The organism is Chryseobacterium gallinarum (genome assembly GCF_001021975.1).
In the GTDB taxonomy this organism is placed as follows: Bacteria; Bacteroidota; Bacteroidia; order Flavobacteriales; family Weeksellaceae; genus Chryseobacterium; species Chryseobacterium gallinarum.
On record NZ_CP009928.1, the window covers coordinates 1,679,170 to 1,697,031 of the forward strand.

The 17,862-nt window shown below is 36.3% G+C and carries 20 protein-coding genes; 4 read left to right on the plus strand and 16 right to left on the minus strand.

Features of this window, described 5'->3' with window-relative positions; translation table 11 throughout:
• From OK18_RS07515 to OK18_RS07575, 13 genes are all read right to left on the minus strand, one after another.
• On the minus strand, positions 1-945 hold the full coding sequence (locus OK18_RS07515) for an ADP-ribosylglycohydrolase family protein (protein ID WP_316932813.1): 945 nt from the start codon (positions 943-945) through the stop codon (positions 1-3).
• A complete protein-coding gene (locus tag OK18_RS07520) occupies positions 942-1,628 on the minus strand; it encodes an SIR2 family NAD-dependent protein deacylase (protein ID WP_050021774.1) in 687 nt (228 codons plus the stop codon). The genes OK18_RS07515 and OK18_RS07520 overlap by 4 nt, the downstream gene beginning before the upstream one ends.
• A 31-nt stretch (positions 1,629-1,659) precedes the next feature.
• The gene (locus OK18_RS07525) at positions 1,660-2,295 is read right to left on the minus strand and encodes a DUF4291 domain-containing protein (RefSeq protein ID WP_053327608.1); all 636 of its coding nucleotides are present in this window, start codon (positions 2,293-2,295) and stop codon (positions 1,660-1,662) included.
• Positions 2,296-2,503: 208 nt separating this feature from the next.
• A complete protein-coding gene (locus OK18_RS07530) occupies positions 2,504-3,574 on the minus strand; it encodes an adenylosuccinate synthetase (RefSeq protein WP_053327609.1) in 1,071 nt (356 codons plus the stop codon).
• Between the two features lie 3 nt (positions 3,575-3,577).
• Entirely contained in the window at positions 3,578-4,432 is an 855-nt protein-coding gene (locus tag OK18_RS07535; protein WP_053327610.1) for a hypothetical protein, read from the minus strand.
• 3 nt (positions 4,433-4,435) lie between these two features.
• Positions 4,436-4,771: a hypothetical protein gene (locus OK18_RS07540; RefSeq protein ID WP_053327611.1), complete on the minus strand. Its 336-nt coding sequence runs from the start codon at positions 4,769-4,771 to the stop codon at positions 4,436-4,438.
• Positions 4,772-4,852: 81 nt separating this feature from the next.
• The gene (locus OK18_RS07545; RefSeq protein WP_053327612.1) at positions 4,853-5,419 is read right to left on the minus strand and encodes an NADAR family protein; all 567 of its coding nucleotides are present in this window, start codon (positions 5,417-5,419) and stop codon (positions 4,853-4,855) included.
• A 260-nt stretch (positions 5,420-5,679) separates the two neighbouring features.
• Complete coding sequence (locus tag OK18_RS07550) at positions 5,680-6,375, minus strand: NUDIX hydrolase (protein ID WP_053327613.1); 696 nt, start codon at positions 6,373-6,375, stop codon at positions 5,680-5,682.
• 104 nt (positions 6,376-6,479) lie between these two features.
• A complete protein-coding gene (gene lepA, locus OK18_RS07555; RefSeq protein ID WP_050021769.1) occupies positions 6,480-8,276 on the minus strand; it encodes a translation elongation factor 4 in 1,797 nt (598 codons plus the stop codon).
• Positions 8,277-8,394: 118 nt separating this feature from the next.
• Entirely contained in the window at positions 8,395-9,414 is a 1,020-nt protein-coding gene (locus OK18_RS07560; RefSeq protein ID WP_053327614.1) for a YajG family lipoprotein, read from the minus strand.
• A 98-nt stretch (positions 9,415-9,512) separates the two neighbouring features.
• Positions 9,513-10,022 (minus strand): hypothetical protein, encoded by a 510-nt coding sequence (locus OK18_RS07565; protein ID WP_053327615.1) that lies wholly within the window; start codon positions 10,020-10,022, stop codon positions 9,513-9,515.
• Positions 10,023-10,030: 8 nt separating this feature from the next.
• Entirely contained in the window at positions 10,031-10,576 is a 546-nt protein-coding gene (locus tag OK18_RS07570; protein WP_050021767.1) for a hypothetical protein, read from the minus strand.
• Positions 10,577-10,593: 17 nt separating this feature from the next.
• Positions 10,594-11,145, minus strand: coding sequence for an RNA polymerase sigma factor (locus OK18_RS07575; protein WP_050021766.1), 552 nt, complete (start codon positions 11,143-11,145; stop codon positions 10,594-10,596).
• Positions 11,146-11,345: 200 nt separating this feature from the next.
• Here OK18_RS07575 and OK18_RS07580 point away from each other — a divergent pair, with 200 nt between their 5' ends.
• The 4 genes from OK18_RS07580 (at position 11,346) to porW (ending at position 15,852) form a co-directional block, all read left to right on the plus strand.
• Entirely contained in the window at positions 11,346-12,095 is a 750-nt protein-coding gene (locus tag OK18_RS07580) for a Rossmann-like and DUF2520 domain-containing protein (protein WP_053327616.1), read from the plus strand.
• Positions 12,085-12,603 (plus strand): KdsC family phosphatase, encoded by a 519-nt coding sequence (locus OK18_RS07585; RefSeq protein WP_050021765.1) that lies wholly within the window; start codon positions 12,085-12,087, stop codon positions 12,601-12,603. Before OK18_RS07580 ends, OK18_RS07585 begins: the two co-directional genes overlap by 11 nt.
• Before the next feature lie 9 nt (positions 12,604-12,612).
• Positions 12,613-13,167, plus strand: a complete 555-nt coding sequence (locus OK18_RS07590; RefSeq protein ID WP_050021764.1) for a Maf family protein — start codon at positions 12,613-12,615, stop codon at positions 13,165-13,167.
• 87 nt (positions 13,168-13,254) lie between these two features.
• Positions 13,255-15,852 (plus strand): type IX secretion system periplasmic lipoprotein PorW/SprE, encoded by a 2,598-nt coding sequence (gene porW / locus OK18_RS07595; protein WP_053327617.1) that lies wholly within the window; start codon positions 13,255-13,257, stop codon positions 15,850-15,852.
• 50 nt (positions 15,853-15,902) lie between these two features.
• On the opposite strand, the gene tsaB is transcribed toward porW, so the two are convergent.
• From tsaB to OK18_RS07610, 3 genes are all read right to left on the minus strand, one after another.
• Positions 15,903-16,574: a tRNA (adenosine(37)-N6)-threonylcarbamoyltransferase complex dimerization subunit type 1 TsaB gene (gene tsaB, locus OK18_RS07600; RefSeq protein ID WP_050021762.1), complete on the minus strand. Its 672-nt coding sequence runs from the start codon at positions 16,572-16,574 to the stop codon at positions 15,903-15,905.
• An 85-nt stretch (positions 16,575-16,659) separates the two neighbouring features.
• The gene (locus OK18_RS07605) at positions 16,660-17,409 is read right to left on the minus strand and encodes an SDR family NAD(P)-dependent oxidoreductase (RefSeq protein WP_053327618.1); all 750 of its coding nucleotides are present in this window, start codon (positions 17,407-17,409) and stop codon (positions 16,660-16,662) included.
• A 70-nt stretch (positions 17,410-17,479) separates the two neighbouring features.
• Complete coding sequence (locus OK18_RS07610; RefSeq protein WP_053327619.1) at positions 17,480-17,851, minus strand: YraN family protein; 372 nt, start codon at positions 17,849-17,851, stop codon at positions 17,480-17,482.
• Between the last annotated feature and the right edge of the window lie 11 nt (positions 17,852-17,862).

Consider the following 17,862-nt stretch of genomic DNA (forward strand, 5'->3'; position numbering starts at 1 on the left):
TTAATTCATTAATTTTTGTTGCAACTTACCACACAATTGCTCAATATCGCCCTTTCTCGCCAATTCATCAATCCACTCCTGAGGAATATTTTCAAAACCATAATAAATTCCGGCAAGACCTCCTGTGATGGCTCCCGTAGTATCTGTGTCTTCCCCTAAATTAACAGCTTTCAAAACAGCTTCCGGAAAATCTCCTGAGTTTAAAAAACACCATAATGAGGCTTCTAAACTATGAAGAACGTATCCGCCACTCCTGATCTCGTCTTCTGAATACCTGGAAATATCATTTTTTAACACCCGATAAAACAGTTCAATCTCTTTCGGGTTAAATCCTTGAAAATCTGAATATTCCAACACCAATTGCTGCGTAAGCGTATAGGCATCTTTTTTGCTTTTTCCATTTATTAATTGAATCGCAAAAACCACATATATAAAGCATGCAAATACAGAACGAAAATGTCCATGGGTAATTGCTGAAACTTCTTGTACGGTCTTATAGACCTTCTGGATGTCTTCTTCTTTTCTGAGATAAAAAGCAAGGGGAAGGATTCTCATTAACGATCCGTTTCCATTGTCTTCTTCAAAAATATCTCCTGAGAGCCTGGCACTTTCTCCTTTTACCAACCTTGCAATGGCATGTCTTGTAGTACCTCCGATATCAAAAAGTTTTCCATGAGCGGTCCAGTGCCCGTATTTATACCATTTTACAAAGCTCTGTCCGATCTTTTCCAGGTCGTAACTTTTGGTAAGTTCTTCCGCAAGGCAAAGCGTAAGAGAACTGTCATCACTCCAGGTTCCTTTGGGTTGATTCCAGGACATGTATTCCAGCATTTTTGTTACCGGATTTCTTTTCAGATCTTCTCTTGTTTTGAATTCTACCGGAACACCGAGGGCATCTCCAATGCAAACACCCAAAATACCGGCTTTTACTTTATTTTCTATCATGCAAGATTTACCAGCTTATCAAATAACAGTTTCATTCCCTGGGTTGCCGTTTCTTTTATCACCACAGCCCGTTGTCCGTAGCCAAATCCTGTTTCATTGGGATTGATAACAATCAGAAGACAGTCATCTTTGATATCATGGATGAGTCCTGCTGCCGGATATACCTGGAGGGAAGTGCCAATAACCAATAAAATATCTGATTCTTTTACGATTTCCCTTGCTGTCTGATATAATGGAACATCTTCTCCGAACCAAACAATAAAAGGTCTTAATTGGGCTCCGTCTTCCGCCTTGTCTCCAATGTTAATATCACCTTTCTGTTCATAAATCAGGCTTTTATCGTTGCACGAACAAGACTTGAATAATTCTCCATGAATGTGAAGAATATTGGTAGAACCTGCTCTTTCATGAAGGTCATCAATATTTTGGGTAATGATCTGTACATCAAAATACTTTTCCAGTTCTGCCAATAGCTTATGGGCATCATTAGGCTGTACTTCATGAAGCTGGCGTCTTCTCTGGTTATAAAACTCCAAGACCAAAGCCCGATCTTTTCTCCATCCTTCCGGACTTGCCACATCCGTTACATTATGGTTTTCCCAAAGACCGTCTCCGTCTCTGAAAGTTTTTATTCCGCTTTCGGCACTGATTCCGGCACCGCTTAATATGGTTAGTTTTTTCATTGGTTTATTCTAATAGTTTTTTATAAATCACTTAATCAAGGTTCAATCTTCTATTTAAAACCTCATCATCAAATAATAATGGTTTTTCTTCAGGAATTATTAAGTTTTCTAAATCATTATTTAATACAAACTGGTATTGTTGCTTCACAAAATCTGAAATATTTTCAATTAAAATAATATCATCTTTGGCAAAAGAACGTATAAATTCATTCCGCAAACCTATTTGTATTGCTCTTCGTTCCAATTTATTTCCAAATGGGTCATGATCTGGATCCCATTGTAATCTAACTGAGGATTTTTTTATATGGTCCTGCCATTCTTCTCTTGAGAATCCAAGCTTTTCATTGTAAGAAGAATATACTGCATTTTCCAGATATTTCCTGAAAGCATCTTTTTTCAAATGAATGGCCAAAACGTACTCCTGATCTTCTTTTCTTCCCCAACCATTACGGTACATCATCCAAAGAAAATTAGGTTTTATCCAAGTCATTCTTTCGAGGCTGAAACCTCCGCCAAAGAATTGTTTTTTAACAGCAAATTTTCCTATTTCTTTTCTATAGGATTGATACACTACAATCTTTTCATCATCATATTGAGCCATGATATAATGCCCTTGTTGAGGCCAAACCTTAAGCTGTTCTTTATATTTTTTTAATCTGATATTCATTATATCTCTTCAGTATCTTTTGTCATTCCTTTATTCGTCACTGTTGTTTTTTATGCTTGTCATCAAGTTTTCCAGCTCAGTACTTCTTGCTTTTTCAAAACCGTTACCTATAAACACTTTGATCACTTTAATATTTCCTACAATAATTCATTATCATTTTCGCTCCCAATTCTTTAAAGATAAAAATTAATACCTCATTTTACAGCCATCAAAAAAGCTTTTTAAAATCTTTTGAATATGGGGAATATGAACCATAAATATTATCAAATTTCACTTCCAGTTTATCCACCTTAAATTCATCATCAATCTGGTCCAGGCAAGTCACCACAAGATTTTTCTTTGTTGAACAGCTATAGGCTGCATCTAGTTTTAAAGCATAATTCAACAGTTTATAATCTAGTTCACCTACTCTGAGCTCCTTCTGGTATTCGTTAAAAGTACAGGTTTCTTCTTCATTATTTTTTAATACCATTGCGTTTTCGTTGCTCATCCATCCATTTCCGTGGCGTGTTGCATAACTTCTTGTGATATAAAACATTTCTATGGCTTCAATATTCAATTGTCTGCAGATTTCATATGCGTTTTTTGAGGTCGTATGAGCATAGGTCACATTGGGAAAAATACCATGATCCATATCCAGTAAGATCCCCTGGCTTCCTTCAAATATAAGATGATCAAATGATTTTAAATAGGAATAATCATCTATTTTCCAATCTATTAAATCTATAACTTGTAAAAAAGTCCGCAATTCTTCTTCGATCTGATGATCATCCATAAAGCCATAGTAATAAGCAATACCTTTCAACTTTTCAACCAGCATTGTTCTGGGAGCTATTAAATCTATGGCAAATAGTTTATAGGGGCTTTCGTGTCTTTTCATGGTAGCGCCTATTCCCTTTCCACAGGTACCATGTTCCAGGTTTTTTGTATTGGTCCTGTTTTGCCATATATCAAACGGTGTGGTCACTTTTGCCAATGGATGTATGTGCAGCTCTATATTTCCGCTTTTTGTTTTTAATTCTTCTCTTTCATTCAATAAGAAAATGGGATAAATTGTACAATGTTCAGTAAAATAGGACGGCAATCCGCGAAGAGCTCCACTTGCAAAACTGGAATGAATATGTTTTTTATCATCAATCATCACCGTATGTGCCGCCTGTTGGCCCCCGGAAAACCTTATCACAACTGCTCCCGGATTCTGACGGGCAAGAAAGTCAGTAGTGATTCCCTTGCCTTCATCACCAAATCCTAATCCTATAACTATTTGTGCCGTTTTCATAATTTAAAGCATTTGTATATGATCCAATCCTTCGTGATCTATTGTTTTAAACGCTTTATTTTTAAACTTTTCACAGATGATTCCTTTAATAACATCCGGAATTTCCCTGTGATCTGTGATGGATATACAGTTTTGTCCTAATAATTCCTTCCAGCCCCTATCCGCTCTTATGGCCTGATCAGAATGCAAAACACTGATATGGTATACTTCATATTTCTTTTGAGCTTCCTCCAATAATTCATAATGAGTGTAAGTTTGCTGACCTGCTCCCATTATCTCTCTAATGGCAGATGCCGGCAATACTTTCAAACAAGGTTCATCACCTACTGTGAACAACAATCCTTTTTGATTTCTTTTTTCAAAGGCATCGGTTCTGGTATGAAAAGCAGCAAAATACCAGGCTAAAAGATAACTTTCCCCGGCATTCCCGCCGCCTCCGGATTCAATATAAGTACGGGTAAGCCACATATCCAGCTCTTCATCTCCGGATTCAAATTGCCCGACTTGTAGTGGATAGTTATCACACTCATGATCGCCAATTCCCAAAAACAAAAGTGCAGCATCAGGCACTCCTCCCTGTATAATACCTCCCATCAGTTTTGGCAATCCTTCTTTAATCAACTCATGCGGAATATGCCCCATACTTCCTGTAACATCCAGGCCCAGAATAACGGGAACTGAATTGGGATGCACTTCCGAATCTCTGGACTCTCTGAAAGAAATCCCGCTTGGGATCATTGATGAATGTGCTTTTCTCTTTGCGTTCTGAGTGAAAATTTCACCTGCGGATTTTGTTCCGTAACCAGCTTTACTTGCTCTGTCATAACGAGCATCTAAATCATATCTTGTACTTCCCATGGCTTATCTTGTTTTTGCAAATAAATATTCAAATCTCTTTTGTGCTACCTCAAGCTGAATATTCAGATTTCTGATTGTTAATGATAATTCAATGTCTTTTTGAACAAATGTTTCGGAATTAAAGTCCGCAAATGTCAAGCTGTTTCTGTCCAAAGGACTGATGTCAATAAGCCCTTCCTGTTCTCGTTCAAGTCTTTTTATTTTAAGTTCGATATCTTCAACTCTGCGCCTGTAGATCAGTTGTGCATCCTCCCCGATAATCCGAGCCCTGTCTTCTCTGATCTGATCATTATTTCTTTGTAATGACTTGATAAATCTTGGTGTTAATTCACTTTTCATAACATTTATGTATTTATTACGCTAATTCATATGGACATAATTATGCTTATTTTCAATGTGATTATAATGATTTATAAAACGTTACTCATCATTAATGATTTCCCTTTCCTCTTTCAATAGATCCCTTACCTCCATTAACGCAAATCCTAGCAGATTTTCTCCATTCCATAGTAAAGGATTTTCTGCCCTCTTATCTGTTTCCAGCATTCCGATACCCCAGATTTTATCATACGGACTTGCTTCTACTAAAACTTTATTATTGGTAGACAAAAGAAATGATTTAAATCTCTGATTTTGAGAAAATTTTAAAAGATTTCCTGCTTTTACTATCTCATATTTCTGTTCATCCCAAATCTTCGGATCAAAGTTTTTTACTTTCCTGCCTAAAGTTTTTGCCTGATTGGGAGTTTTAGCTTCTAAAATCTGCTTTAGTATTTCTGAATCATTAAAAAGTCTTGCTTTTCCGGCCATCATATAATGTTCAGCAGTATTATAAACTATCCCGTTTTCTTCAAACCTTCCGGGAAACCACTGACTAAAACACGATTTTGTAATTTCATCTTTTACAGTATGTCCCCAGAAAAACAAAAACTTTAGCCTTTCTTTTTTCTGAAATCTTTCTGTAATATTTTGTACAGTATATTTCATATTGTGTTATTTTCACACAAATTTAAAAGATTATTACATTTCCCCCAAATTTATTTGTGTTATTTTTACACTAAATGACACAATTGCCTGATAATCAAATAGAAAAAAAATATAAAAACCCTGTTAATTCAGGTTTTGGTTAAAGCCATTGTAATAGCATTACATAAAAAGCGGGCTAAAGCCCGCTCTATTGATATATTTTACAGTCATAATAACTGTGAACCCCGAATTTATCAAATCCGCCGTTTTTGTGAAACAAATTATTTTATCTCAAAATAAAACCCTTGTTCTTCTAATTCTTTATACTTCTGCTGATTGAAAGTAAATAACTTACCCGGTCTTCCGCTTCCCTCTTTTTTAACGTTGTTGGTTTCATTAAGAAGCCCATAGCTCATTATTTTTTTGCGGAAGTTTCTCCGGTCTATCTCTTGTCCTAGAATAGTTTTGTAAAGATTTTCAAGGTCTGAAAAAGGAAATTCTTCATTAAGAAGATTAAAGCCGACCGGCTGGTATTGTATTTTTGTACGCAGCCTTTTTAAAGCGACTTCAATGATGCTTTTATGATCAAAGGCGACCTTAGGAAGTTTATTGATACTGAACCACTGTGCATCATCTGCATCAGAATCTGCAAACAATTCGTGATAGGAAGGATTTACAAGCCCCAAATAAGCCACAGAAACCACCCTGTTTCTTGGGTCACGGCCAACATCTCCAAATGTATAGAGTTGTTCTAAAAAATCGGGCTTTATGCCTGCCTCTTCATGTAATTCCCTTTTTACGGCATCATCCAGATTCTCATCGTCCAACACAAGACCTCCCGGAAGGGCCCAGCCTCCTTTGAAAGGTTCTATTTTTCTTTTGATTAAAAGAATCTGTAGATCCCTTTTATCGAAATACCCGAAAATAACGGCATCTACCGCGACTTTAATATCCTGTAATTTTTTTGGAGATTCCATAAACTTATTTGCGTTACGAATACACAAAGTTACTATTAAATGAATAAATACAAAATGATTTTAACAACAAATAAAAACCGTTTCGATTGAAACGGTTCATATTTTTAATCATTAAGCTTTAATACTGCCATAAATGCAGACTGTGGTACTTCCACCCTTCCGATCTGCTTCATTTTCTTCTTACCTTCTTTCTGCTTTTCCAATAGCTTACGCTTTCTGGAGATATCTCCACCATAACATTTTGCGGTAACATCCTTTCTTAAAGCCTTAATGGTTTCCCTTGCAATCACTTTTGTACCCAAAGCGGCCTGAACAGCTATATCAAACTGCTGTCTCGGAATCAGCTCACGAAGCTTTTCACACATCTTTTTACCAATATGATAAGCATTACTGTCGTGAATCAGAGAGGAAAGGGCATCAACCATATCACCGTTGATCAGGATATCCATTTTTACAAGCTTTGAAGCTCTGAATCCTATCGGATGATAATCAAATGATGCATACCCTTTTGAGATTGATTTTAATCTGTCATAGAAATCGAAAACAACTTCTGCCAATGGCATATTGAAAATCAATTCTACTCTTTCTGAAGTCAGGTAGCTTTGATTAACGATTTCCCCTCTTTTTTCAATACAAAGTGTCATTACAGCACCAACGAAATCAGATTTTGTAATGATAGAAGCTTTGATAAAAGGTTCTTCTACTCTATCCATGATTGATGGATCCATCATTTCAGACGGGTTATTGATCAGAATCGGAACTTCAGGTTCTTTTTTAGAATATCCAAAATACGATACGTTCGGTACTGTGGTGATAACGTTCATATTGAACTCTCTATCCAGGCGTTCCTGTACGATTTCCATGTGAAGCATCCCCAGGAATCCGCAACGGAATCCGAAACCAAGTGCCGCCGAACTCTCCGGTTCAAAAACCAGAGAGGCATCATTCAGTCTCAGTTTCTCCAATGAGAACCTCAATTCTTCAAAATCCTCAGAATCAATAGGGTAAATCCCGGCAAACACCATTGGTTTTACCTCTTCAAATCCTTCAATCGGTGCAGTTGCTGGTTTTTCAAAAGAAGTAATGGTATCACCTACTTTTACTTCTCTCGCATCCTTAATTCCGGAAATAATATAGCCAACATCTCCTGTTAAAATTTCTTTTTTAGGAACCTGCTTTAGCTTTAGAGTTCCTACCTCATCTGCTTCATAGGTTTTGTCGGTAGCCATGAATTTTACCTTCTGCCCTTTTTTGATGCTTCCGTTTACAACTTTAAAATAAGCCTCAATCCCTCTGAACGGGTTATAAACAGAATCAAAAATCAGAGCCTGAAGAGGAGCATCCGGATCTCCGACTGGTGCAGGAATTCTTTCTACAATCTGTTCCAGCAAGTGATGGACTCCCTCTCCTGTTTTTCCTGAAACTCTTAATACATCTTCATATTCACAACCAATCAGATTCATAATTTCATCGGTTACTTCTTCAGGATTCGCAGAAGGCAGATCAATTTTATTCAGGATCGGGATAATGGTAAGATCATTTTCCAATGCCAGATAAAGGTTGCTGATAGTTTGGGCCTGAATGCTTTGTGCGGCATCTACAATAAGAAGCGCACCCTCACAAGCCGCAATGGAACGGGAAACTTCGTAAGAGAAGTCTACGTGTCCCGGTGTATCGATCAGGTTTAAAGTATATTTTTCTCCTTTATACTCATAATCCATCTGGATAGCGTGGGATTTAATTGTAATTCCACGTTCTTTCTCCAGATCCATATCATCCAGTGTCTGAGATTGCAATTCTCGTTGAGTAACAGTATTGGTATACTCCAGAAGGCGGTCTGCCAAAGTACTTTTACCGTGGTCGATATGAGCAATTATGCAAAAATTTCGTATGTTTTTCATTTAAGAATCTTGTAATTTGCAAAGATAAGAAAATACAAGAGATTTTTTCATTCTTAGTTTTTGTTTTATTAAAACCCAAATAACAATACATTATGTGGACAAAATTAGCCTTTTTTCACTATTGGTTTTTACCAAAATTTTCCGGAAAAATGTAATTTCCTGTAAAGGGGTCAAGGTAAACTTTAGATCCTATTGTACTGCTTTTCTTACCGGATATACTGACGTCAATCACCGCACCGATAATACCTCCTATTAAACCACCTGCAGCAGCACCAATCATTGCACCATTTGTTGCTGTCTCCGGAAACAATTCTGCTTTTGTGACTTCAATAAAAACACCATCTTCATTTTTAAAAATTTCTGTATAACCTGCAGGAATAGTTTTATAGGCTATGCCATTATGTACAAAAGCATAGAAATTTCTTATTCCTTTTTTCTCCTCTCCCTTTACTGCTTTTGTAACAATTCCTTTATTATTGGTTTGTAAAGTAAATCCAGGTTCGGGAGTATGAGTAAAAAAGCTGTAATAGTCTTTGTAAGCTCCTTCTTTTAATTCGTCTGCTTTTAAAATATCAAGTTTATCTTTTAGTAAAGTAGTATAATGAGAAAGGTCATTTTCTGGAACAGTAAATTCCCATGGCTTTGCCTCATAGGATTTTTTAAACAGATCAGTAAAAATTAAGGTTATTTTTCTTGCCAGATTTTGTGCCAGATAAGGTGTGGTTCTTGATGAAACAGCAGCTACTGTATCTTTTCTATACACAAAATGATATCCATCATCTCTTTTTATAAAAGTACTTGCTCTTAATTCAAGTTTTCCGATAGAATATTTTTCTTTCCTGTCTTCTGAAATATTTAAGTTTTCCAACATAAGGACCAAATCATTGTTTCCTCTTACCGGATTGTATTTATAAAACCAATCTTTTAAGTCCTTACCGGCATCATTTTCAAAAATCACCTTTACATTATCTTTATGGTACATGACCATTCCTATTTCCTGATTGGCTCTCTGATCTATCACAGTAAAACTTTTGATGGAATTTTTGCTGTCTTTAATAGATTTTGAAAGATCTATAGTTTCTGTTTTCTGAGCATGTAATACTATAGAAAACAATAAAAAGAAAAGTATTTTTTTCATAATTTGACCTTTACTGCAAAAGTAAGAATTTGAAATACAATTAAACGGCTCTCACAAAAAGGTCTGTGAGAGCCGTCCAACATTAAAAAAATAAACTATTATGGGTTTTGTTTAGATCCCGAAGTGTTATTGTGGTTGTGAGGTTTTCTTTCATTCATTTTATCTCTCATCATACCCTCAGATTGAAACAACTTCAAGACTTTTTGACAGGGAATCACCTGCTGCATTTTATCTGCATATTTTTTCCTGTTATCTAACAGTTTCTGGCCTATTTCAAAGCTTTGCTGCAGCTTAGCTTTGGCTTCATCATCTGATAAGGTTTCAGGATTAAAGCTTGGATCAAACTGGCTTTTTATCTGCTTCTGACTTTCCAGGTATTCGTTATAAAGCTGTGTGAATTCTGCTTTATCACCCGGGTCTATATTCAGATTATCCATTATCATATTGTTTCTGAACTTCTTCAGCAATTCTTTTCTTTCTTCCGGAGAAAGATTATTGATCACCTCTTTTCTTTGCTTCGGATCCATCTTCTTCCAATCATAATCCGTCCTTTGGGCATTTAAGCCAAAACCATAAATAATAAAAAACGTAAATAATATCTTTTTCATCTTTCTTATTAATTATATAAATCCAAATAAACATCCTGAGTCGAATTACTTGCTAATTCTGCAATTTCAGAATTAGAAAACGAATCCAGATAATCATTCATCCGCGTTTCTTCTTTTTTTGTAACAGTTTTCACCGGTTGAGGGGAATCTGTTGGGTTATTATGGGTATTTTTAACGACATACCCTTTATTATTTTCCTGATTTCCAACTGTTTGATTATTATTTTCAACAGAAGTTAAATCAGACTTCAACGTTTCGTAGGCAAGTTCGCCTTCTGTCTTAGGTTCTCCTTTACTGCTATCATTAATAGCATACGCTTTCGCTGAGTTCAATCTTTTTTCAACAGAATCATTATCAGAATTGAAAACATAAGTTGCTCCAAAAATCAAAGCCAGTGATGCAGCTGCGGCATACATCCAGTTTAATTTAAAGACAGGCGCTTTCTGACTTGTCTTTATATCATTCATAACCTTTTCCTGAATATTCTCAAACAGGTCATCAGGAACTGTGTAAATGTTTTTACGCTCTAATTTTTCAATATCGAACTCTTTCATCTTTGTTTTTTCAAAAATTATTTCTCGTAATTTTCTTTTATATAATCTTCTATTTTTTGTTTGGCATAATGATAATTGGTCTTTAGGGTCCCTACAGACATATCTACAATTTTTGATATTTCTTCATAGGGTAAATCATCATAATACCTCATCATAAAAACCAGCTTCTGCTTTTCAGGCAGGCTCTGTATAGCGTTTTGCAATAATATTTGTATTTCTTCGGCATCTCTTTCCGTATTGTCGGCAACAAGATTCTGCATATGATACTCTGCATCTTCATCAGTTTTTTTCATTTTCTTCATCTTGTTTACCTGCTGCAGTGCTTCGTTGGTAGCAATCCTGTATAACCAGGTATACAGCTGGCTATCATTTTTGAACTGATGAAAATTCTGATAAGCTTTTATAAAAGTTTCCTGCAAAGTATCTTGAGCAAGATCTCCGTCTACAATTATTCTTCGTATATGCCAGTACAATCTGCTTTGATAAGCATCCATCAAGGCACGGACTCCTTTATCCTGGGTCCGTGGATTTTGCATCAACGAAATAATTTCCTCGTCCTTACTCTTCATAAGATGCTTTCCTTGTTTTGGATTACAAAAATAACTGAAAGTTAAATTATTTATTCAATTTTTACCTAAAAATCCAAAATAAATAGAAGACTCTTAGGCAATAAGCTTTTAACAACAGGCAATAAGTGTGCCTGTAATATACTTCGGATTCTGATCTCCTCCTGCTTTCCGGACTCAGCTTAAAATCTTATATTTGTTATATGCAAATTGTAATTATCGGTTCCGGAAATGTAGCCTATCATATGGCAAAAGCTTTCACCTTACGGGGGATTTCTTTAGCCCAGATTTTTGGCAGGAATGAAAAAGAATTGAATAAGATCTCTGAAGAATTACATATTCCGTATTCTGCAGAACAATTGGAAGATGCCGATCTGTATATCATCTGTGTAAGTGATAACTCAGTAGAGGAAGTTTCTAAAATTATCCGTAAAAAAGATTGTCTGGTAGCCCACACTTCCGGATCCCTTCCTAAAGAAATTCTGATTGGGGATTACAGAAAATCAAGTTTTTATCCTTTACAGACTTTTTCAAAATCAAAAGAACTGGAATACGAAAAAATTCCGTTTTTTATTGAGGCTGAAAATGAAGAGGACAAAAAAACACTTTTTGAAGTGGCTTCTAAAATTTCAGAAAATGTAATGGAAAGTAATCATGAAAAAAGAAAATACATCCATCTTACTGCTGTATTTGCCTGCAATTTTGTGAATCATCTTTTCTCAAGAGCTAAAGAAATTTCAGATTCCCAGACAATTCCGTTTGAATATTTTCTACCGCTTATTGATGAAACGGTGAAAAAAATTTATGAAATTGAGCCTAAAATGGCGCAGACCGGCCCGGCCGTAAGAAATGATAAGAGAGTATTACAATTACACGAGCAGCTGTTACAAGGTGAAAGTCTTGAAATTTATAAAACAATGAATCATTCTATTCAAAAAATGTATGAGCTATAAAGAGAAATTAAAAGATATTAAGGCATTTGTGTTCGATGTAGACGGAGTTTTTACAGATGGGAGCGTCTACCTGCTTCCGGGAGGAAATATGTGCCGGGTAATGAATGTCCTGGATGGCTACGCCGTTGTTAAAGCGCTTAAAAACAATTATTTAATAGGAGTTATTACCGGGGGAAATGATGAAATGGTAAAACATAGAATCAATTATCTTGGCATACAGGATTATTATCCAAAATCGCATAATAAGCTGGTGGATTTTGAAGATTTTAAAAAGAAATACAATCTTAGAAATGAAGAGATTTTAACCATGGGAGATGATTTACCGGATATTCATATCATGGAAAATTCAGCGATTGCTGCCTGTCCGGAAAATGCAGTTCCCGAAATAAAGGGAATTTCCCATTATATTTCGCCTAAAAAAGGAGGGAGCGGAGCTGTGCGTGATGTCATTGAACAGGTGATGAAAGTCCAGGGAAACTGGCATGATGATAATACCCAATCTGTATAACAATCCCTCATGAAATTACTTTTAGCCTCTCAATCTCCAAGAAGAAAAGAACTGCTTTCCAGCCTTGGATTTGAATTTGAAGTCGTTGCCATACATTGTGAAGAAATCCTCCCTGAATCTATAAAAATAGAAGATGCCGCGGCCTATTTATCCGAACTAAAAGCAGATGCCTTCAGGAGTCTGGTTCAGGGCGAAACATTATTAACGGCAGATACAGTAGTTACCATTAACAACCGGATTCTGGGAAAACCAAAAGATGAGACCGATGCCCGCAATATGCTCCGAAGTCTTTCAGAAGCTACCCATCAGGTCTATACGGGAATTACAATCAAAACTGCTGATACAACCATTACAGAGACTGATGTTGCTGATGTAACCTTTGACAAAATTTCAGATGATGAAATAGATTATTACATTCAAAAATACAACCCTTTTGATAAAGCCGGAAGTTATGGAATCCAGGAGTGGCTGGGAATGGCAAAAATCAAAAAAATGACCGGAAGCTTTTATACGATTATGGGACTTCCTACTCATCTGGTTTACAAAATTTTGAAAGAAATATAAATATTATTCATTATAAAATTTTATTATTTTTACAAAATCATCAAACTGCTGATAATAAAAAGCGGATTAGCAAGTTATAATTGAATAATGAAAAAGAATATTTTATTCCTTTTAGTGATGTGCATTGTTGCTTCCTGTGCTACCAAAACAAAAAAGCCGGAGCAGCGTTCAAAGCTGTTAAAAGGATTTTCCACATATTACAATACCCTGTTTAATGCAAAAGACGCATTAAATAGCGAGTTTACGAGCAGGGATAAAAGCCATAAAGATAATTTCTACGCGCCCTATATTCCGATTCTCACCTACGAAGAGCAACCTTTGGGAAGTGATCTTGGCCAGTCTACAGCTTTTGCTGAGAACTCCATGAAAATGGCCGAAGTAGCCAATAAGCCTTCCGGAAGAAATAACCCTGGTGCTCCCAATATTCCGGGTGGCCCGGGAGATGGAAATCCTCCCGATAGACCTGAAGATAATGCAAGTAAAGGAGCTACCACACTGGAAATTGCCGAAGCCAAAGCTTTAAAAGCAATTAATAAGTATTCGGTTACCAGAAATGGAGAAGAGAAAAACAAGCAGATTTTTGATGCCTATATGATTCTTGCCCAGTCAAGAATTTATCAGAATAAGCCCTTGGAAGCATTGGACGCCCTCAATTATGTCTTTACCCATATGAAAGACGATAAGAGAATCCCGTTAGCCAGGATATATCAGGGATTGGCATATGATAAAATTAAGGATTATCACAAGGCTCATGAAACCTTTGCCAAACTCAAGGGTGAAAAGATTAATAATAATTATGCAAAACTTCTAAGTATTTATTATTCTGAATCTCTTTTGGATGCAGGAAAAAAAGAAGAGGCTGCCAAAGAGCTTGATCAGGCTTTTGAGCTAAATTCCAACAGAAAATTAAAAAGCAGAATTGCTTACTTAAGAGGGCAGGTTCTTGAAAATCTAGGGCAAAATGACAAAGCAAGAGAAAGCTTTACATCAGCCTATAAATATGCTAATGATTTTGAATTTGAAGTAAAATCACAAATTGCCATTGCGAAAACTTTTAATGGTAAAGGGGATTATAATGGAGCCAAAAATTACCTGGAAAGCATCAGTAAAAAAGGGACTTACGGCTCCAGAAAAAATGAATTTTATTACGCTTTAGGATTAATGGCCAATAAAGCCGGAAAAAAAGAAGAAGCACAGGATTTCTTCCGAAAATCTTTATTTGAAAAGGTTTCCGATCCGCAGGTCCGTGGCTTGGCTTATTACGAAATCGGAAAAGGCTATCTTGATAAGAACGACTATATCGGGGCGGGAGCCTATTATGATTCGGCACTGGCTGTAATGACCTACGAACCTTCTAAAATTCTGTTAAAAGATCAATCTGAGTACATTAAAAAAATCTCAAGAAATTATTATCTGATCAAAAAGAACGACAGTATTCTTTCCTTAGCTAAAATGAATGATGCTCAGAGAACTGACTTTTTTTCAAAATATATTGCCAAATTAAAAGCTAAAGAAGAAAAAGCCGAGCAGGAACGAAGACGCGCTGAAAGAAGTAAGGGCTTCGATACAGGAGATTATAACGCCAATTCAATTTTTGCCAATACCGGAAATTCTTTTGAGGATTTTGGCGTTACCACTAAGGGGTTTTATTTCAGTAACACAGGGACAGTAAATAAAGGAACTTCTTCTTTTAAACAAATCTGGGGAGACAGAGCGCTTGCTGATAACTGGCGTTTTTCAAAGAAAATGACCTCTTCTCTTGAAGATATGAAAAATGATGCATTAGGTGTGACTTCTACTCCTAATCCAAGACGATTTGAACCGGCTTATTATATCGAGCAGATTCCTACCGATCAGGGTAAGCTTTCCCAATTGAAGAAAGACAGGGATACTGCTTCGTTAGGACTTGGTATTATGTACCAGAACTATTTTACCAATACTCCCCTTGCTACCAAAACCCTGTATGATCTTATTGATGTAAAACCTGAAGAAAAAGTAATGCTGCAGGCATTGTATGAAATATTTGCAATGAACTATGAGAAAAATCCTCAGGCTTCGGACAGGGCTAAACAAATTCTTCTCACAGATTATCCTTATACTTCGTATGCTGAGTTTGTTAGAAATCCTAAAAATAAAACATTTGTAAAATCAACTGAAGAAGTTGAAAATGAATACAAAAAGGCCTACGCATTATTTGAATCTGAGAAATTCGGGGAAAGCAGGGATATTATAGACCAAACTATTCAGAAGTATCCTAAAGATGCCCTGGTTCCTAAACTATATCTTCTGAATGCATTTAACGCAGGAAAATCCAGTGGAAAAGAGGTAATGATTCTGCAGCTTGAACAGATTGCCCTGAATTATTCCAAAACACCTGAAGGTGTAAGGGCCAAAGAAATGCTGAATTATCTGAAAAGCGATCTTAGCTTCCAGGCTACGGATAATAAAGGAAATATGATCCCTAACCAGCCAGGAAGTGCTCCGGCCCAGCCCGGGTATAACAATGCTCCACAAATGCCAAACGGAGCTCCACAACAACCTGGAGGTACGAACCCGGCTCAACAGCCATTGAATACTATAAACGGATCCCCGCAAAAACCGGGTGCCAATCCTCAGCCCAAAGAAAAAGTAAAAAAAGTTAACGAAGGCAAACCTAATACAGGGGTTCCTCCAAGACCTCAATAAAAATAAAAGCGAAGTTTCACACTTCGCTTTTATTTTTATGCCTATCTTATTTATTGTTTCTTCTTTACACCGTGAAAGTCTTTCAGATAAAAGGGTTCGAAATAAGCTATATCTTCAAATTCCTTGTTTTCTAACTTTTCTAAAGTCTTTTTGATCAGATATTGTGCAGAAGGGAAAACATCGTCTTTAAATGTTGCAAGCGGAAGATGTATAACTTCTTTTGCTTTCCTGGCACCATCTCCTACAAATAGTACTTTCTTATCCTTCAATTCTTCAAAAGAAGTTTCATTTAAAATTTTGGCTTCAGTCACTGAAATTTCTTTTCCCGTCTGACCGTCATAAACGGCCGTATATACTTCCATTCTCCTTGCGTCTATCAAAGGTACTATCAAATCATAATTTTGCCCTAAAAAGGGATCTATCATGCTTTCAAGGGAGTTTACTGCTACTAAAGGTACCTTGAGTCCATAGCAAAATCCTTTTGCGGAAGCGGCTCCAATTCTCAATCCGGTATAAGACCCTGGTCCTTTTCCCAGGGAAACAGCTTCAATTTCACTGAGCGGAATCCCTGCTCCTTCCAGGGCCCATTCTACATAAGTATGAAGGCTTTCTGACTGTTTATAATTTTCGGAAACTTCCTCACAGATACAGAGTAATTTATCATGATCTGATACAGCTACAGAGCAGTTTTTAGAAGAGGTTTCAAGATATAGAATTTTCATTTTTTTATTTTAAGCTAAACAGCAACATTGCAAAGATCAACATCGCTTTTTGAATTTTCTACAAATTTAATTCTTTATTTTCAGACTACTTTCTATAGATTGTTCTCGGTTCTGCCTGAGCACTTGGATAGATGGTCATATCTGAAATCGTAACGTGCTTTGGTGCATTCACACAATAGGCAATGGCATCTGCAATATCTTCAGCTTTTAGTGCTTCATAACCTGCATAAACAGTGGCGGCCTTTTCGCTGTCCCCTTTGAATCTTACCAAGGAGAAATCTGTTTCTACCGCACCGGGCTGAATATTAGTTACTTTTATTCCGAATTCGGTAAGTTCCAGTCTCATTCCTTCGGAAATCACATCTACAGCTTTTTTGGTAGCACAATACACTACTCCATTGGCATAGGTTTGTCTGGCTGCTACAGAGCTGATGTTTATAATATGACCTAAATTTTTAGTTTTCATAACAAGAATGATCATTTTGGAAACATACAAAAGACCTTTTACGTTTCCGTCTATCATAGAATCCCAATCGTCTGTCTTGCCTGCGGAAAGAGGGTCTAATCCATGTGCATTTCCTGCATTATTAATCAGGACATCAATATCTTTCCAGTTTTCAGGAAGAGAATTAATAGCTGTTTCTACTTCTTCCCTGCTTCTTACGTCAAAATTCAAACTAAATATTTCGGTATATTGAGAAAGTTCAGTTTTTACAGATTCAAGAACTTCAATTCTTCTGCCGCAAATGATAATTCTGTTTCCTTGTTTTGCCAGCAGTTCTGCCGTGGATTTTCCTATTCCGGAAGTGGCTCCGGTGATCAATATTGTTTTCATAAATGTTATTTAGTATAGCAATGCATCAGTAATCAAATCTTCCAATACCGAATACTGTTACACTGATTAATCAGTTGGCATCAAATGCCTGAAAGGCATCTATTATATGGTCAATCGTTAAATTTCTTTGTTCATCCGGAAGAACGGAAATGATATCAAATCTTACTTCTTTATCACTGTTCAATTCTTCCAGATAATGATTGGCTGCCGATACTATAGACTTTATTTTAGTCCTGGTCACAGCCTCTTGTGGTAGCAGGAAGGCATCTGAAGATCTGGCCTTCACTTCTACAATGATGAGTAATCCATCTTTTTCAGCAATAATGTCAATTTCCGCTTTTTGAAAACGGAAATTTCTGAGAAGAATCCTATAGCCGTTTTTTTGAAGATAATCTGCAGCCAGATCTTCTGCTATTTTTCCAAAGTCATTATGATCAGCCATATAGAGTAGAG

Coding starts and splice junctions, on each gene's coding strand:
- OK18_RS07515 (WP_316932813.1), bottom strand. CDS start 945: ATGATAGAAAATAAAGTAAAAGCCGGTATTTTGGGTGTTTGCATTGGA.
- OK18_RS07520 (WP_050021774.1), bottom strand. CDS start 1,628: ATGAAAAAACTAACCATATTAAGCGGTGCCGGAATCAGTGCCGAAAGC.
- OK18_RS07525 (WP_053327608.1), bottom strand. CDS start 2,295: ATGAATATCAGATTAAAAAAATATAAAGAACAGCTTAAGGTTTGGCCT.
- OK18_RS07530 (WP_053327609.1), bottom strand. CDS start 3,574: ATGAAAACGGCACAAATAGTTATAGGATTAGGATTTGGTGATGAAGGC.
- OK18_RS07535 (WP_053327610.1), bottom strand. CDS start 4,432: ATGGGAAGTACAAGATATGATTTAGATGCTCGTTATGACAGAGCAAGT.
- OK18_RS07540 (WP_053327611.1), bottom strand. CDS start 4,771: ATGAAAAGTGAATTAACACCAAGATTTATCAAGTCATTACAAAGAAAT.
- OK18_RS07545 (WP_053327612.1), bottom strand. CDS start 5,419: ATGAAATATACTGTACAAAATATTACAGAAAGATTTCAGAAAAAAGAA.
- OK18_RS07550 (WP_053327613.1), bottom strand. CDS start 6,375: ATGGAATCTCCAAAAAAATTACAGGATATTAAAGTCGCGGTAGATGCC.
- lepA (WP_050021769.1), bottom strand. CDS start 8,276: ATGAAAAACATACGAAATTTTTGCATAATTGCTCATATCGACCACGGT.
- OK18_RS07560 (WP_053327614.1), bottom strand. CDS start 9,414: ATGAAAAAAATACTTTTCTTTTTATTGTTTTCTATAGTATTACATGCT.
- OK18_RS07565 (WP_053327615.1), bottom strand. CDS start 10,022: ATGAAAAAGATATTATTTACGTTTTTTATTATTTATGGTTTTGGCTTA.
- OK18_RS07570 (WP_050021767.1), bottom strand. CDS start 10,576: ATGAAAGAGTTCGATATTGAAAAATTAGAGCGTAAAAACATTTACACA.
- OK18_RS07575 (WP_050021766.1), bottom strand. CDS start 11,145: ATGAAGAGTAAGGACGAGGAAATTATTTCGTTGATGCAAAATCCACGG.
- OK18_RS07580 (WP_053327616.1), top strand. CDS start 11,346: ATGCAAATTGTAATTATCGGTTCCGGAAATGTAGCCTATCATATGGCA.
- OK18_RS07585 (WP_050021765.1), top strand. CDS start 12,085: ATGAGCTATAAAGAGAAATTAAAAGATATTAAGGCATTTGTGTTCGAT.
- OK18_RS07590 (WP_050021764.1), top strand. CDS start 12,613: ATGAAATTACTTTTAGCCTCTCAATCTCCAAGAAGAAAAGAACTGCTT.
- porW (WP_053327617.1), top strand. CDS start 13,255: ATGAAAAAGAATATTTTATTCCTTTTAGTGATGTGCATTGTTGCTTCC.
- tsaB (WP_050021762.1), bottom strand. CDS start 16,574: ATGAAAATTCTATATCTTGAAACCTCTTCTAAAAACTGCTCTGTAGCT.
- OK18_RS07605 (WP_053327618.1), bottom strand. CDS start 17,409: ATGAAAACAATATTGATCACCGGAGCCACTTCCGGAATAGGAAAATCC.
- OK18_RS07610 (WP_053327619.1), bottom strand. CDS start 17,851: ATGGCTGATCATAATGACTTTGGAAAAATAGCAGAAGATCTGGCTGCA.